General features: G+C 65.0%; 14 protein-coding genes. 9 read left to right on the forward strand and 5 right to left on the reverse strand.

Annotation, left to right across the window (positions count from 1 at the left end; all coding sequences use genetic code 11):
• Positions 1–5 precede the first annotated feature (5 nt).
• Positions 6–953 (reverse strand): S1C family serine protease, encoded by a 948-nt coding sequence (locus AC1EJR_RS20585; protein WP_477110037.1) that lies wholly within the window; start codon positions 951–953, stop codon positions 6–8.
• Positions 954–1,029: 76 nt separating this feature from the next.
• On the opposite strand from AC1EJR_RS20585, the gene AC1EJR_RS20590 reads away from it, so the two are divergent.
• Complete coding sequence (locus tag AC1EJR_RS20590; protein ID WP_092295159.1) at positions 1,030–2,094, forward strand: VWA domain-containing protein; 1,065 nt, start codon at positions 1,030–1,032, stop codon at positions 2,092–2,094.
• A 59-nt stretch (positions 2,095–2,153) separates the two neighbouring features.
• On the opposite strand, the gene AC1EJR_RS20595 is transcribed toward AC1EJR_RS20590, so the two are convergent.
• The 4 genes from AC1EJR_RS20595 to AC1EJR_RS20610 form a co-directional block, all read right to left on the reverse strand.
• Entirely contained in the window at positions 2,154–2,537 is a 384-nt protein-coding gene (locus AC1EJR_RS20595) for a hypothetical protein (RefSeq protein WP_092295157.1), read from the reverse strand.
• Between the two features lie 153 nt (positions 2,538–2,690).
• On the reverse strand, positions 2,691–3,881 hold the full coding sequence (locus AC1EJR_RS20600) for a CaiB/BaiF CoA transferase family protein (RefSeq protein WP_477113242.1): 1,191 nt from the start codon (positions 3,879–3,881) through the stop codon (positions 2,691–2,693).
• A 17-nt stretch (positions 3,882–3,898) separates the two neighbouring features.
• On the reverse strand, positions 3,899–4,894 hold the full coding sequence (locus tag AC1EJR_RS20605; protein ID WP_477147483.1) for a tripartite tricarboxylate transporter substrate binding protein: 996 nt from the start codon (positions 4,892–4,894) through the stop codon (positions 3,899–3,901).
• A gap of 30 nt (positions 4,895–4,924) precedes the next feature.
• Complete coding sequence (locus tag AC1EJR_RS20610) at positions 4,925–5,686, reverse strand: enoyl-CoA hydratase/isomerase family protein (protein ID WP_477113243.1); 762 nt, start codon at positions 5,684–5,686, stop codon at positions 4,925–4,927.
• A gap of 80 nt (positions 5,687–5,766) precedes the next feature.
• Between AC1EJR_RS20610 and AC1EJR_RS20615 the strand changes: the two genes are divergently transcribed.
• The 8 genes from AC1EJR_RS20615 to AC1EJR_RS20650 all read left to right on the forward strand — a co-directional run.
• On the forward strand, positions 5,767–6,444 hold the full coding sequence (locus AC1EJR_RS20615) for a GntR family transcriptional regulator (RefSeq protein WP_092295149.1): 678 nt from the start codon (positions 5,767–5,769) through the stop codon (positions 6,442–6,444).
• Positions 6,445–6,550: 106 nt separating this feature from the next.
• Complete coding sequence (locus AC1EJR_RS20620; RefSeq protein ID WP_477113244.1) at positions 6,551–7,294, forward strand: CDP-diacylglycerol diphosphatase; 744 nt, start codon at positions 6,551–6,553, stop codon at positions 7,292–7,294.
• Between the two features lie 158 nt (positions 7,295–7,452).
• Positions 7,453–9,948: a type VI secretion system Vgr family protein gene (locus AC1EJR_RS20625; RefSeq protein WP_477113245.1), complete on the forward strand. Its 2,496-nt coding sequence runs from the start codon at positions 7,453–7,455 to the stop codon at positions 9,946–9,948.
• A 10-nt stretch (positions 9,949–9,958) separates the two neighbouring features.
• Complete coding sequence (locus tag AC1EJR_RS20630) at positions 9,959–11,545, forward strand: esterase/lipase family protein (RefSeq protein ID WP_477113246.1); 1,587 nt, start codon at positions 9,959–9,961, stop codon at positions 11,543–11,545.
• Positions 11,542–12,609: a T6SS immunity protein Tli4 family protein gene (locus AC1EJR_RS20635; protein ID WP_092295141.1), complete on the forward strand. Its 1,068-nt coding sequence runs from the start codon at positions 11,542–11,544 to the stop codon at positions 12,607–12,609. The genes AC1EJR_RS20630 and AC1EJR_RS20635 overlap by 4 nt, the downstream gene beginning before the upstream one ends.
• A 41-nt stretch (positions 12,610–12,650) precedes the next feature.
• Complete coding sequence (locus AC1EJR_RS20640; RefSeq protein WP_477147484.1) at positions 12,651–14,198, forward strand: esterase/lipase family protein; 1,548 nt, start codon at positions 12,651–12,653, stop codon at positions 14,196–14,198.
• The gene (locus AC1EJR_RS20645; RefSeq protein ID WP_477147485.1) at positions 14,195–15,262 is read left to right on the forward strand and encodes a T6SS immunity protein Tli4 family protein; all 1,068 of its coding nucleotides are present in this window, start codon (positions 14,195–14,197) and stop codon (positions 15,260–15,262) included. The genes AC1EJR_RS20640 and AC1EJR_RS20645 overlap by 4 nt, the downstream gene beginning before the upstream one ends.
• Before the next feature lie 10 nt (positions 15,263–15,272).
• Positions 15,273–15,523: hypothetical protein (locus tag AC1EJR_RS20650; RefSeq protein WP_477147486.1), on the forward strand; the 251-nt coding region annotated here is incomplete at its 3' end.

Below are 15,523 nucleotides of genomic sequence, written 5' to 3' on the forward strand. Positions count from 1 at the left end.
CGCGTCTAGAAGGGGGAAGATCCGATGGATGCGCCGGCACTTTCGATGGTGATGGCAAAGCCAATACCGAGGAAAGTGCCGTCCTTGTTGGGGTTGAGGATGGCCGTGACGATGCCCACCACCTCGCCGTTCATGTTGACCAGCGGCCCGCCCGAGTTGCCCGGGTTGGCGGCGGCGTCGAACTGGATCAGCTTGTCCAGCTTCTGCTTGTTGTCTGGCGAGATGAACTGGCGGTCCAGCCCGGACACCACGCCGGCGGAGACGGACGGGCCGATGCCGAACGGAAAGCCCACCGCCACGACTTCGGCGCCGGGCGCCAGCTCCCGGCTGGAGCCGAGCGTGGCCGCCGGCAGGTCGTCGGGGATGGATTTGGCCTGCAGGATGGCGATGTCCTTTTCCGGAATCGCCTGGAGGATGGACGCCTCGGCGACATGCCCGTCGTGGAAGCGGATTTCCACGCGGCTGGCATCGGCAATGACGTGGTGATTGGTGATGACGATGCCACTTTCGGTCACGACCACGCCGGTGCCGATCTGGCGCTCTTCGGTCTTGTGGTCGGGCATGCCTTCCGTGGCGATTTCGTCACGCGGCGGGGCGGGGGCCGGAGCGGGCGCGGGCGTGGAGGATTTTGGCGAGGATTTCGGGGAAGGTTTGGCGGCTTTGGCGGATGGCGCCGGCTTGCTGTTGGGCGCCGCCGGTGCCGGTTGCGCCTTGTCTTCCCCCGGCGCGTAGCTGCGGACTTCCACCACCGACTCGCGCACCGCCTCTGCGGCGCGCGCCGTGCGCGACGGCAGGCTCTTGGTTTGCAGCGTATGGAGCACGGCCGAGTCGATGTCTGCCTGCGTGGGTGCGCGCGCCGGGGCGGGCTGCATCAGCCAGGCGGAGCCCACACCCAAGGAGAAAACGAGCGCGACTGCCGCCGAGAGCCATCCGTAGATCGTCACCCGTTTCATTGCTGCTCCCGAGGTCCCGTCCCGCCGTTGGAAAATACAGTACCATCGTTCTCACTCACGCGCCAAGGAGCAGGGCATGCAGTTTCTCTGGCCGCAAATGCTCTGGTTGCTGCTGGCGCTCCCGCTGCTGGCCGCGGCCTATCTCTATCTGCTGGCACGGCGTAAGAAGACCGCGCTGCTTTATGCCAGCCTGACGCTGCCCCGCGCCGCGCTTGGCACGCGCCAACGCCTGCGGCGCCATATTCCACCCCTGCTGTACTTCGTGGCGCTGGCCCTGGCGCTACTGGCCTGCGCGCGCCCCAGCGCCACCATCACCCTGCCATCGGACACCGTCACGCTGGTGCTTGCCATGGACACCTCGCGCAGCATGGAAGCCACCGACGTGGCGCCCACACGCATCAGCGCCGCGCAGCAGGCGGCGCGGGACCTCATCATCGGCCTGCCGGCCAGCGTGCGCCTGGGCATCGTGTCCTTCGCCACGACTGCCACGGTGGTGCTGCCGCCCACCAACAACCGGCAGGACATGCTCGACGCCATCGAGCGCTTCCAGCTCCAGCGTGGCACGGCCACCGGCAGCGGGCTGATCCAGGCGCTGGCGGTGCTGTTTCCCGACGATGGCATCGATCTCGAGGACATCCTGTTCAATGGCATGTCGGCCCGCCCCGGGCGCGGCCCGCGCTCGCTGGACGAGGCCGCGTCGGCCGATGCCGCGCGCAAGCGCGATCAGGAGCGGGAGGCGGTGCAGCCGGGCTCGTACCGGCACGGCGCGGTGATACTGCTGAGTGATGGGCGCCGCACCACCGGCCCGGACCCGGCGGAAGCCGCGCGCATGGCGGCCCAGCGCGGGGTGCGTGTCTATACCGTGGGATTTGGGTCGACGCAGGGCGGCGCGGCGGGGGAATCGAACCTGTCTTACTTCATGCAGCTCGATGAACCGGCGCTGCGCGCGGTGGCGACGATGACGGGTGGGGAGTACTTCCAGGCCGGGTCGGCGGCCGACCTGAGTCAGGTTTATCGCCAGCTCAGTGCCCGCTTTGCGATGGAGCGCAAGGAAACCGAGGTGAGCGCGCTGCTGGCGGCGGCGTCGGTGGTGTTGCTGGTGGCGGCCTGCGCCTTGTCGATGCTGTGGTTCCGGCGGTGAGCGCTGGCACGCCGGGGCACCAGCGCGGTGCCTCGGCGTGCCGGGCTGAACGGGCTGGATCAGGCCCCGTCGAGGAAACTGCTGCGCTGGCCGAGCCGCGAGCCTAGTGCGTCGGGCGGCAAGGTGGTGTTCGCTGCCGCGCTCGGGTCCATCGCCGGACTCATGGTGGGGGCGGGGGCGACGGTTGCCGCGATGGGCGCGCCAGCCGACGGCGGCACGCCGTACTGGACCGACTGGCCGGAGCCTTGCGCATAGGTGTCGGGTGCAGCAGGCGGCACGCCTTGCTGCACGCCCACCGGGGACGGCGCGGCCGACTGCATCGGCGGTTGACCCTGTTGCGCCGGTTGCATCGGCTGGGCCGGCAGCGTCTGCTGCGCCAGCAGCGGATAAGACGCGATCATCGCACCAGCCATCAACAGGGATTTCGCCAGATGTTGCTTCATTCGTGTACCTCCTAAAACGCCTACAGGCATGGGAGTGACCACTGTAGCGTCGAGGCACCTGACATTCTGTTTGATTGTGCAACTGTCATTTACGAGCCTTGCCCGTCACGGCAAGGCCGGTTAGTTACGCGCGCGAACCCTGATTAGCGGGGCCTACACCCGGAACTCGGCCAGCAGCCGGGCGCGGTCCTGGTCGAGCGCCGGCGGGTTGCGCACGCCAGAGAGTGCGTCCGCCGTGCCGATCTTGATCGGGTTGCCGGCCACGCGCAGCGCCTTGCCATCGCCGATGCCGATGTCCAGCAGCATGCCGCGCGCCGCCACGTGCGCGTTCTCGACCAGCTCCGGCACGCCGTTGAGTGGACCATGCGGCACCCCGGCGGCTTCCAGCGCAGCTTCCCACTCCGCGGTGGAGGCATCGGCCAGCCGGGCTTCCAGCGCCTCTTTCAGGATGGCGTGGTGCTCGTTGCGGGCCGGCACCGTCGCAAAGCGCGGGTCGCGCGCCCATTCCTCGCGCCCCAGCGCCGCGCAAAGTGTGGTGAACAGCGCATCGTTGCCCACGGCGATGACGATGAAGCCGTCGCGCGTGGCGAACATGTCGAACGGGGTGATCGACGGATGCCGTGTGCCCAGCGGCTTCGGCACGCCGCCCGTGGCCGAGTAGCGTGCGATCGGGTTCTCCAGCAGCGCCACCTGGCAGTCGAGCATCGAGATGTCCACGCGTTCGCCCAGCCCCGTGGCCGCGCGCTTGAGCAGCGCGGACTGGATGCCGATGGTGGCGTACAGCCCCGCGCCGATATCGCCAATCGATACGCCCACGCGCGCCGGGTTGCCGCCGGCCTCGCCAGTCACGCTCATCAGGCCGCCCATGGCCTGCACCACCATGTCGTAGGCGGGGCGGTTCCGGTAGGGGCCGGTCTGCCCGAAGCCGGAAATCGACGCGAACACCAGGCGCGGGTAGCGCGCGTGCAGCGTCGCCCAGGTGTAGCCGAGCTTCTCCATCACGCCGGCGCGGAAGTTCTCGATCAGCACGTCGGCCGACTCCAGCATCTTTTCGAGCACCTTGCGGTCGTCGGCCTGCTTTAGATCCAGCGCGATCGATTCCTTGTTCCGGTTGATGGAGGCGAAGTAGGCCGACTCGCCATCCACGAACGGGCCGACCTGGCGCGAGTCGTCGCCGCCGTTGGGGTGCTCGATCTTGATGACGCGGGCGCCAAGGTCGGCCAGCATCATCGTGCAGTAGGGGCCGGACAGCACCCGCGTGAGATCCACCACCGTGAGGCCCGCCAGCGGCAGCAGGCTCTGGCCCGCCGGAGGCGTGGGGGTGGAATTGGCCGGGTTTGTCATTGCATGCTCCATGTCATTCAATCGATCTTCGCGCCGCTGGAGACCGCCAGGTCCACGCCGATCCGGCCTTCGCGCGCCGCGTATTCCTGGAATTCGGCCACCGAGGCGGAGACCGCCACTTCGTCGCCCTGCATCAGGAATTTCTTCTTCAGTTCGGGGTTGGCCATGACCTTGGCGGTGGCCGCGTAGAGCTTGTCGATGATCTCGGGCGGCGTCTTGGCGGGCGCGAACAGGCCGTACCACGCGGACAGGTCGTAGCCCTTCACGCCGCCTTCGGCAATGGTCGGCAACTGGGGGTTGGCCGGCGAGCGCTGGGCGGACGTCACGGCAATCGGCACGATCTTGCCGGTGTCGATCATCGGCTTGACGGACGGCGCCGTGCCGAAGGTGAGCTGCACGTCGCCGGCGGCCACGGCCTGCGCGGACGGCGCGCCGCCCTTATACGGCACGTGGGTCATCTTCACGCCGGCCAGCTTGGTGAAGTAGACGCCGGCCAGATGGGTGATGACGCCGTTGCCGGAGGACGAATAGTTCAGCGAGCCCGGGTGCGCCTTGGCCTGCGCCACGAGGTCGGCCACATTGCGGATGCCGATGTCCTTGTTGACGGCCAGGATCATCGGCGCCGCCACCAGCCGGGTGATGGGGATGAAATCGGACGGCTCGTACTTGATGTTCTTGTAGAGCACCTTGTCGCMGCCCATCAGGCTGGCCGTGGCGATGTAGAGCGTGTAGCCGTCCGCCGGCGCCTTGGCGACGAACTCGGCGGCGATGGTGGTGCCCGCGCCGGGCCGGTTGTCGACGATGACGGGCTGGCCCAGTTCGCGGCTCAGCGCATCGCCATACAGCCGTGCCGTGTTGTCCGCGCCGCCGCCGGCGGGAAAGCCGATGACGAGGCGGATGGGTTTGGTCGGGTACGCCGTCTGCGGCGAAGCCTGTGCAGGCAGCGCGGTGGCGACGAGGGCCAACGTGGCCAGGGCGGCCAGTGACTGCGTGGATACGGGGGTCTTTTTCATGGTGTGTGTCTCCTCCGGGTAGCTGTATCGCTACTTGCCGCTGAATACCGGCTGGCGCTTTTCCTTCCACGCCGCCGCGCCTTCCCGGAGATCTGCCGAGATCTCCGAGCGATGGATGTCCCGCGCCAGCGCGTCGGCATCGAGCGTGCCGCGCGCCAGCGCGTTGAGGTGCTGCTTCATGCCGAGCAGGGCGATGGGCGCCATGCCGGCAAGCTGGGTGGACAACTGGTCCACCCGCGCGTGGAGCGCCTCCGGCTCGACCATCTCGGTCAGGAAGCCGATGTCCAGCATGGTGGCGGCGTCGATCCGGTCAGTGGTCAGAAACAGGCGCTTGGCGGCGTTCAGGCCGAGCCGCGAGACGTAGCGCGCCATGCCGCCGCGATAGAAATGCAGGCCCAGGCGGGCGGCCGGCATAAACATGTCGCAGCCGGGCACGCCGATGCGGAAGTCGCACGCCAGGCAAAGATCGGTGGCGCCGCCGTAGACGCCGCCGTTGATGGCGGCGATGGTGACCGGGCGGGCGGCTTCGATGACGTCCATGACTTCGCCGAAATTCAGCGCGCCTTCGTCGGCCTTGCCGGCCAGCGAGCCGATGTCGTAGCCGCTGCAGAAATACTTGCCGGCGCTGACGAAGCGGAGCACCAGCACGCGCTCCATCTCGTTGACCGCCTCGATGTGATGCCGTATGGCGCGCAGATCACCTGAATTGAGCCGGTTTGCCACCTCGGGGCGGCGTAGCGCGAGGGTGGCGATGGGGCCGTCCACAGTGAGCAGAGGCGAGTTATCATCCATTCCGAAATATCTCCCGGTCGTCTTGATATATTCACGAAGCCTACAGATATTTTCTATCCGGAACAAAAGAGGGTATACCCGTGCAATCACTCCAGGATCGCATTCGAGAAAACGTGGTGTCGGCCATTCAGACCGGCGCGCTGCCCCCGGGGGCACAGATCGACGAGAAGGCGCTGGCCGACGCGTTCGAGAGCTCGCGCACGCCGGTGCGCGAGGCGCTGCTGATGCTGGCCGCTCAGGGGCTGGTGACCATCGTGCCGCGCGCTGGCATGTTCGTGCACCAGCCGACCGCCGCCGAACTGGTGGCGATGTTCGAGACGCTGGCCGAGATGGAGGGCGTGGTGGCGCGGCTGGCAACCCAGCGCATTACGGCGGCCGGCAAGAAAGTGCTGGCCAATGCGCACGAAGCGGCAGCCGAGCACGTCGAGCGCGGGGATACCGCCGGCTATATCGAGGCCAACCGCAAATTCCACGACGTGCTGTACCAGGCGGCAGCCAATCCGTTCCTGTCCGAGCAGATCGTGCAGTTGCGCCGCCGGCTGGCGATCTACTGGCAGAAGAAGGGGCTGATCAACGACGCCCGCGTGCCCAGCTCCCACCGCGAGCACGGGCATGTGGTGGAGGCGGTGCTGGCGGGCCATGCCGACGTCGCCGCCGAGGCCATGCGGACGCATATCTCGGCAGGCGGCAAGGCCATCGCCGATCTCGTGCTGCTGGCCAGTGCGGCGGTGGACCAGGGCGGCGTGCAATCCAGATAGCCAGTCCGGCCCTATGGTAGAAATGCCACACAAGTTCTGGTAACTCTCCCGGGTCAGGCGCGCGCCCCGCGCCCCAGGCATCTCACCCATACCCAGGAGTTTTCCGATGCGAGGTTTGTTCGTCGCGATCATTGCGGCCTGCGTTTCGGCCGTGGCCAGCGCGGAGATCGTGTGGCCGCCGAATGCCGTCGGCGGTTTCACCCGCAACGGTCTCTGGCGCAACGTGCAGGCGCGCTGCCTCACGGACGGCACGCCGCGCCACGCCGACTGCGCCGTGGTCGATCGCGACCGGGGCCTCGTGCTCTACAAGGACTACGTCGGCGCCTCGCACTACCTCGTGATTCCCGATCATGCCGTCAGCGGTGTGGAAGACGCGCGCGTCTGGACGGGCACGCGCGCCAACGGCTGGGCCTTCGGGTGGGAAGAACGCCAGATCGTGGCGAAGGCGGTCGGCAAGCCCCTGACCGATACGCTGATCGGCCTCGCCGTGAATTCCCGGGGCTCGCGCAGCCAGGACCAGCTCCATATCCATCTGGATTGCATCAGCGGCGCCGCTCAGAAGTTTCTGAACCAGAGCGGCATTTCGCCGGCATGGGGGGAGTTCACGTTCGCGGGGAAGCGCGTCCGGGCGAAGCGCGTGCCGGCGGACCAGCCGGTGCTGGCCTTCAATCCGTTCGATGAGGTGCATCGCGAAACGGCGGGTACTAGCGGCGACACGCAGGACCGCGGCATCTTTCTCGCTTACGCGGGCGGCGGCTTTGTCGTCGTGGATGAGCCGGTCGCTCTCGCGCCGGCCAACAACGGCCATGCCAGCGATTTCCTGGACCGTGGCTGCAAGCTAGGCCGATAGATCGGGCGCCTGGGAAGGCGCCGGCCTGACCTCAGGCAATTCCGAGAAAGCCTAGGAAATTCAAGCAATTAGTCACACATGACGTAGCGCAAACAGCGCGCTTTGGGCGCTTCCGGCGCCATCGAAACGGAGTACGGTTCTGCCGCAAATCCGAGTCGATGGGGAAGGAAGTGGAAGCAATAGCGCAGCGGAAGGAATACTGGGCGGACGACGGCGACGCCCGGCTGAAGAGGAGGCAGGTCTACTACCTCGACGTGCCCGGCGCCGCCAATGCCGCCGCGCTGTCGGTGGTGTCATTCACTGCCGAAGAACGGCTTGGCGAGACCTACGTCGTCACGGTGCAGTTCACGCACCCGCTCGAACTCGAGCGTGCCGACTATCTCGGCAAGGCCGCCACCTTCCGCATTGACCATGGCGACCCCATCGACGGGGCCGCGCCGCGCCAGTTCGCCGGCTGCATYACCCGGCTCAGCCGGCTCCAGCGCTCCCGCGACCTGTTCAGCTACGAGGCCGTGGTCGAACCGCTCGCCGCACGGCTGAAGCTTACGCAGGCCAGTCGCATCTACCAGCACCAGACCGCGCCGCAGATCATCGAGGCCATCCTGCGCCGGCACGACCTGCAGGGCCATCAGTTCGCCTTCCGGCTGCGCCGCAAGTATCCGCAGCACGCGTTCCGCTTCCAGTACCAGATGTCCGACTGGGCCTACATCCGGCTGCTGATGGAGCAGGAGGGGCTGTACAGCTACTTCGTGCCCGGCAAGTTCGGCGAGATGCTGGTGTTCGGGGATGACATCGACCATTACCTCTACCAGCCGGAACTGCGCGTGCCGTACCGCGAAACCGCCGGGCTGGAGGCGGGCGTGGAGGCGGTGCTGGCGCTGCAATCTCATGCGACGACCGTGGCGGCGTCATTTCGCGTGGCCGATTACCACCCGGGCAGCGCGTGGGAGCGCTTCACCGGCGAGGCCAACGTCGCGCGCAAGGAGACGACGACCTACGGGCAGTCCTATGTCTTCGGCACCCATCATCTGGACTTCGAGGGCGGCAAGTGGGAGGCGCAGCTACGCCATGAAGCGGCGATGGCCGGCCAGTTGGTGTTCTCGGGCGAGAGCAACGTGCTGGACCTGCGCCCGGCGCGCATCCTGCGCATGGACCTGGCGCTGGCCGAGGCACCGAACGGGCAGGTCATCACCGAGGTCATCCACACCGGCGCGCGCGATGCCGCCTATCGCAACACCTTCAAGGCCATCCCTTCGGACCGGCGCTTCCGGCTGCCGCTGGCCGAAGACCGCTGGCCGAGGATCCAGGGCACGCTGTCTGCCCGCGTGACCTCGCCGGGCCAGTACAAGTACGCCTACCTGACGCAGCAGGGGCACTACACGGTCCGCTTCGACCTCGATTTCGACACCTGGCCGAATGGCGGCGAAAGCGTGCCGCTGGCGCTGGCCAAGCCGTTCGCCGGGGCGAGGCAGACCGGCTTCCACTTTCCGCTCGTCGATGGCACCTATGTGGACGTGGCCTTCCGCGACGGCAATCCGAACAAGCCATACATCGCCCACGTGCAGCACAACAGCCAGCACGAGGACCTGATCACCAACCGGGACCGCTGGCTGTCTCGCAACGTGATCCGCACCCAGAGCAATAACAAGCTGCGTTTCGAAGACTGGGAGGGGCAGGAGGGCGTCAAGCTCTCCACCGACTTTGCGCGCAAGTCGCAGCTGAATCTTGGCTATCTCGTCGACGACAAGCGGCAGAAGCGCGGCGAGGGCTTCGAGCTGCGCACGTCCGGATGGGGTGCGATCCGGGGCGGCAAGGGCCTGTTCCTGTCGGCGGACGACCAGCCTAGCGCCAAGGGCCCACAGCTCGGCATGGACGCGGCCCGGGGTTTGCTCCAGCAGGCACTCAGTCAGGCCGAAGCGCTGGCCTCCGCCGCGCAGGCGGCACAGGCGGTGGCGGCAGACTACGGCCGCCAGAAGGCGCTGCTCGACAACACGCTGGACACCCTCAAGCAGGCCGGCCTGCTGGCCAGCGCCCCGGCCGGCATGGCGCTGGCGTCTGGCGGCGACCTGCAACTGAGCGCGAGCCGTAACCTGAGCGGTACATCGGGCGGCCACGCGGACTTCAGCGTGATGAAGCGCTTCACGGTCGCCGCCGGCGAGCTGGTGTCGATCTTCGCGCAGAAGCTCGGCATCAAGCTGTTCGCCGCGCGGGGACCCATCGACATCCAGGCGCAGAGCGACGACATGCGTCTGCTGGCCGACCGCAACGTGACCATCAGCAGCGCCAACGGCAGGGTGGTCATCGAGGCCGAAAAGGAACTGCTGCTGAAGTGCGGCGGTTCATTCCTGCGGCTGTCGCTCACGGGCATCGAGGACGGCACGCGCGGCGACCGGATCATCCGATCGGCTTCCTATCAGCAGACGACAAAGCAGTCGCTTTCTCAGGCGATGAATACGTGGAAGCACACGGAGTTCGATGAAGCGTTCACGGTCCGCTGGCCGTTCGACGACGAGCCCGCCAGCCATGAGTCGTATGCCGTGCTCCGCGACGACGGCAGCCGCATTCGTGGCGCGGCCGATGCGGAAGGCAAGACGTCGCTGCAGAAGAGCCTCTTCGCCGAGAGCGTCGACCTGCTTTGCGCATTGAAATCCTGAGGACATACCTGTGGCAGCAAGAGAACGCATCATCCCACCCGAAATCCAGCCGGACGGCACGGTTCGCTACCGCTCCGTCATGACGCCGCCGGACGACAGCGTCGCGGTCTGCTATCTGGTGTCGCGCCGGATGATTCCGGTGGTCTTCGTGCCGGGGGTGATGGGGTCGAATCTGCTTGGATTACGACCCAGACGGCGGTTCAACGGCGAGATTGAACTGACGAAGGAGCCTGTATGGCTGCTCGACAGCATGGCCGACGCGGCGACCTGGATTCCCGTAGGCGCCGAGTTCCGCAAGATCATGCTGGACCCACTGACGACTTCCGTCTATGGCGGCGGAAAGCTCCCGACCGGGACGTCGCTGACGGAAGACGAGATGAGGCGCCGTGGTTGGGGAGAGATCGCCCACATCAGCTACGGCGGGTTTCTGGCCTGGCTGGAGAACGCCCTCAACGACACCCACGACTTCCTGACGGGCGTGCGCTCGCAACTGATGGAGCCCAACACCGTGCAACGCGTGGGCGTACAGCCGCTGACGCGTGCGGAGGTGGCGCTGTCCTACAAATACCGATACCCGGTGCATGCCGTGGGCTACAACTGGCTGCAGTCGAACCGCGCATCGGCGGAGCACCTGAAGGCGCGCGTCGAGGCATTCATGGCCTATTACCGGAAGCAGGGATTCATGTGCGACCGGGTGATCCTCGTCACGCATTCCATGGGCGGGCTGGTGTCACGCTGCTACACCGAAGTGCTGGGCGGGCGCGACCGGGTGCTGGGCGTTGTGCATGGCGTCATGCCCGCCACCGGCGCGCCGGCCGCCTACAAGCGCGTCAAGGCGGGAACGGAAAAACCGGCTGGCTGGGCACTGGGCTGCGATGCGGAGGAAATGACGGCGGTCTTCGCGCAATCGCCGGGCCCGCTGCAACTGCTGCCAACGCCGGAGTACGGCATGCGTTGGCTGAAGTTTCGGGATGGGGACAAGGTGATTGGCTTGCCGGAATCGGATCCGTACGACGAGATCTATACCAACCGCGGAAAGTGGTGGTGTCTATGCGACGACAAGTTGATCAATCCGGCGGACAAGAAGAAGGTCACCCTCGATCGCGATTGGAAGCTATACGAGTTCCGAGTCAAGGCCGTCGTCAAACCGTTTCATCAGGAGATCGCCGGCCGCTACCATCCAAATTCGTATGCCTTCTTCGGTGACGATCCAAATCACAAGAGCTGGGGCGAGGTGACATGGCAGCGACGCCATCAGGCAGGCCTCGGGCCGGCAAGAGGCCTGCCTGTCGATGACCCATTGGATGGCAAGGTGGTGGCGAACAAGGGCACCGGCGAAATCGCCGTTCACACCCGGCGCGGTGACAACACCGTCCGGACCGTGTTCCAGCTTCAAGCCGCAGCGGACAGCGGTGACGGCACAGTCCCGCACCGCTCGGGTGCCGCGCCAAAAGGCAGGACAAAGGTCTGCCTGGCCTATCGTGGCATCGATCACGAAGGTGCCTACAAGGCGCTGCCCATCCAATTCTTTACGCTTTGGTCGATCGTGAAGATCACCGATGCCGTCAAGCTCACCTCGATGGCGTACGGCAAATGAACCTGACCCGCAGATTCTTTACCGCCGGCCTGTGCCTGACGCTTGCCGGCTGCGATTTCCCTCCGAAAATGACCGCGCAAGAACAACAAGCCATCCAGGCACTGACCACCCAACTCGTCCCGCAATGCGTGGGGCGCTACCTCATCGATATGCCGGCGCAAGTCGAATTGGGCGGCATGGTGAAGATGCAAGGTGCCCTCGTCGAGACGGTAGCCATGTCGCTGGACCAATTCCAGAAAGAGGTGGCAGCCCGGGAGGCCGAACTCACCAAGACGCGAAGCATCGATGCGCATCCCTTCCTGTACGTGAACGCGCCGGCGTGGGATGAACATTCACGCTACTTCCTGCATCGTGGCTCGATCGGCAACGATCCGGGACATCGAATACTGGAAGGCTACCGGTGGGAGAACGGTGTGCTGATCAGGATCGAGCTTCAATCCTGGGACTTCACAAAGCCCGATCAGACCAAGGATCCGCTCGTGCGGAAAATGGAGACCAAGAACGACGTGCCTCGCGCCGCCACACAGGTGTTCGAAATGCTCACCAGCTTCCGCGGCCGGCCGGATGGCGCGATACCCACAGAGCCCGGCCTCTGCGTTCCCGGCGGGATTCTCCTGGGCAAGTCGAAGGATGACGAGCAGGTCGACGTCGATTTCAATTTGCCGGCCTATCCCGACGTCTACTTCAACGTATTCACCCATTCCAGCCTTCAGGAGAAGACCTCCTTGCTGTGGCGGGGCGGCCCGATTGCCGCTGCGCAACGCGTGCTCGATGACGGGAAGACGTTACGCAGGGGCACGGTGGATCTGCCCGGTGGCCGGGGCGAGGAGATGGTTATTGCGGGGCCGATGATCGTGACGAACGTCCAGGGGCAGGCGTTCCGGCTGGAGAGCAACGCCACGACCGGCAGCCCGGAGACACCGTTCGTCGCCGTCAAGCTGAGCAACGGCGGCCCCACGGGCCTGGAAGAACCGTTGAAGAAGGCCTCGCTGACGGAGGCGCAGGCGCTGGCCCTATGGGACGCCGTGTCCCGCACCCTGCGGCCCAGGCCGGGTGCTCTCTGAGAAGCCGGCGATGGTCAACGTCAAACAACAACGGTGATGTCATGGAAGTCACGCAACGCATTATCCCGCCCGAGATTCAGGAAGACGGCTCCGTGCGGTATCGATCCGTCATGTCGAAGGGAAAGACCGAGGCGATTTGCTACCTGGTCTCGCGGCGGGTCATCCCGGTGGTGTTCGTGCCGGGGGTGATGGGGTCGAATTTGGCTGAGAAAGATGGGGAAGGTAAAGCTGTTTGGCTGCTGGATAGCATACGTACCGTGTTCCATTGGACGAGCAAGGATGCGGCCGATCGCAAAAGGATCCTGAATCCGAATGAGACGATCGTGTATCGCAAAGGGAAGCTTCCGACCGGAAGCGCGCTGACCAAAGAGGAAATGCAGCGGCGAGGCTGGGGCGAAGTCGCATACATKAGCTATGGAGAGTTCCTCGCCTGGCTTGAGGGAGCGCTCAACGATACACATCAATGGCAGAACGGCATACGTTCGACGCTGCTGGATGACGTGAAGGCCCGCGCGATCGGCGTGGCCGCGCTCACGCGCGAAGAAGCCGCCTTGTCCTACAAGTACCGCTATCCCGTCCATGCCGTGGGATACAACTGGCTGCAGTCCAACGAGGATTCGGCAAAGCGCCTGGCGGCCAGAGTCAATGCGTTCATGGCCTTCTACCGAAGCCAGGGATTCATGTGCGACCGCGCCATCCTCGTTACGCATTCGATGGGCGGACTTGTCGGGAGGTATTTCACTGAGTCGATGGGCGGCAGGGAAGTCATCCTCGGTGTGGTGAATGGGGTCATGCCGGCGACCGGCGCTGCGGCAGCCTACAAGCGGGTGAAAGCCGGTACGGAGGGTGCGGCGGGAAGCGTCCTGGGTAGTAATGCCGAAGAAGTGACGGCGGTTTTTGCACAAGCGCCCGGACCCCTGCAATTGCTGCCCACGCCCGAGTACGGCAGCCATTGGCTGAAGATCCGTGATGGCAACCGCATGGTCTCGCTTCCGCAGTCAGATCCCTACAACGAGATCTACACCGTGCGGGGAAAGTGGTGGGCGCTATGCCACGAACACCTTATCAATCCGCTCGATACGTACAAAAAAACAGTAAACGAGGACTGGCAACGGTACGTGGAAACCGTTGAGACGCTAGTGCGCCCATTTCATCGTGCCATCGCGAACCGATATCACGCGAATACGTATGCGTTCTACGGCGACGATACCGCACACAAGACATGGGGAGAGGTCACATGGGGGCGGCGTTATGCTGGGCCGCGCTTCGGGCCGCGCGCCATTGATGACCTTGCCGAKGGAACGGTAATGCACGACACAGGCCGTGGCACCCTTTCGGTCCTCACGCGCAGCGCCGGAAAGCCATTGCACGTTGTCTTTGACCTGAACGGTGCAGACGAGAGCGGCGACGGCACTGTCCCGCGCCGGTCCGGCGCAGCGCCACGGGAGAAAGCGAAGGTCTGCCTGGCTTACCGAGGGATAGAGCACGAAGCCGCGTACAAGGTCTTGCCACTCCAGCTATTCACCGTCTGGTCGATCGTCAAGATCACGGATGCCGTGAAACAAACTTCAATGGCCTATCGCAAATGAAACGCTTCTTGTCGCTACTTATCGTGATCTTTACGCTCGCGCTGCCGGCTTGTGGGAAGACCCCTCCATTGACGCTTCAGGAACAAAAGACAGTGAGTGCCCTGACTACCAACCTAACCCCGCGTTGTGTGGGACGCCATCTAGTCGATTTGCCTGCAGACACGACCGTCACAGGCTCCGCCACCGTGGAAGACGCGCGGATCGAGACGAAGATCATGTCCCTCGATGCATTTAACAAGGAGATCTCCGCGCGCGAAGCCGAACTCAAGGCGGTGAAGAGCATTGACGCTCACCCGTTCCTCTATCTCAATGTGCCCGCATGGGACGAGCACTCCCGCTACTTCATGCACCGGGGCTCGGAACGCAGCCACATCGCAATTCGAAAACTGGAAGGCTATCGTTGGKAGAATGGGGTTCGTGTCAAGATCACGCTGGACGCATCCGATTTCACCAGCCCCGATCTGGCGGATAACCCGATCGTGCAGCGCATGGAAATCAAGAACAGTGTGCCGCGAAAGGCCAACCATGTCTTTGAACTGCTCACGAATTTTCGCGGCCGGGCCGATGACGAGATTCCAACGGAGCCGGGGCTATGTCTCCCTCGCGGCTTCMTCCGCGGCAAGGCGCGCGAGGAGGAACGAACTAAGTCGAGGTTCCTTCTTGCAAGCCATGAGGATGTCGACTTCACCATCGTGACGGACTCCAGTCTCGTTGAAAGGAGTTCGCTCCTGCAGCGGCATCGTCAGATCGAGGCGGCGTTGTCCCAGATCGAAGGCGGTCGGACGGTTCGTAAAGGAAAGGTCGCATTGACCGGCGTTGACGCCGAGGAATGGCTGTTGGCAGGCCCAAGACCCACCACGGAAGTGGACGGACATCTCTTTGCGCTGGAAGCGAATGCGCTCACGGCCGATGCACAGGGGCCTTTCATACGGCTCGACATGGAGACAGCGAACCCGCTCCCGGACGATCGTCCGCTCGAACGCGCATCGCTGACGGACGCCGAGGCCCTCGCGGTCTGGGACGCCATCTCCCGAACCCTGCGGCCCCGGCCGAATGCCTTCTGAGCGCGCCGCGATGATGAAACGATATGTGGTGATCAGCGCGCTCGCGGGCGTAGCGCTTGTGCTGCCGGCTTGTGCGAAATCCCCTTCATTGACGGCTCAGGAACAACAGACAGTGAATGCCCTGACTACCAACCTAATCCCGCGTTGTGTGGGACGCCATCTTATCGATTTGCCCGCCGGCGTGACGGTCAAAGGGTCCGCCACTGTGGAAGACGCACGGCTCGAGACGAAGATCATGTCCCTCGATGCATTCAACAAGGA

This window comes from Cupriavidus sp. 05T42, from assembly GCF_056396345.1.

Excerpts from the sequence above, each read along its gene's own strand:
- AC1EJR_RS20585 (WP_477110037.1), bottom strand. The coding sequence starts at position 953 with ATGAAACGGGTGACGATCTACGGATGGCTCTCGGCGGCAGTCGCGCTC.
- AC1EJR_RS20590 (WP_092295159.1), top strand. The coding sequence starts at position 1,030 with ATGCAGTTTCTCTGGCCGCAAATGCTCTGGTTGCTGCTGGCGCTCCCG.
- AC1EJR_RS20595 (WP_092295157.1), bottom strand. The coding sequence starts at position 2,537 with ATGAAGCAACATCTGGCGAAATCCCTGTTGATGGCTGGTGCGATGATC.
- AC1EJR_RS20600 (WP_477113242.1), bottom strand. The coding sequence starts at position 3,881 with ATGACAAACCCGGCCAATTCCACCCCCACGCCTCCGGCGGGCCAGAGC.
- AC1EJR_RS20610 (WP_477113243.1), bottom strand. The coding sequence starts at position 5,686 with ATGGATGATAACTCGCCTCTGCTCACTGTGGACGGCCCCATCGCCACC.
- AC1EJR_RS20620 (WP_477113244.1), top strand. The coding sequence starts at position 6,551 with ATGCGAGGTTTGTTCGTCGCGATCATTGCGGCCTGCGTTTCGGCCGTG.
- AC1EJR_RS20635 (WP_092295141.1), top strand. The coding sequence starts at position 11,542 with ATGAACCTGACCCGCAGATTCTTTACCGCCGGCCTGTGCCTGACGCTT.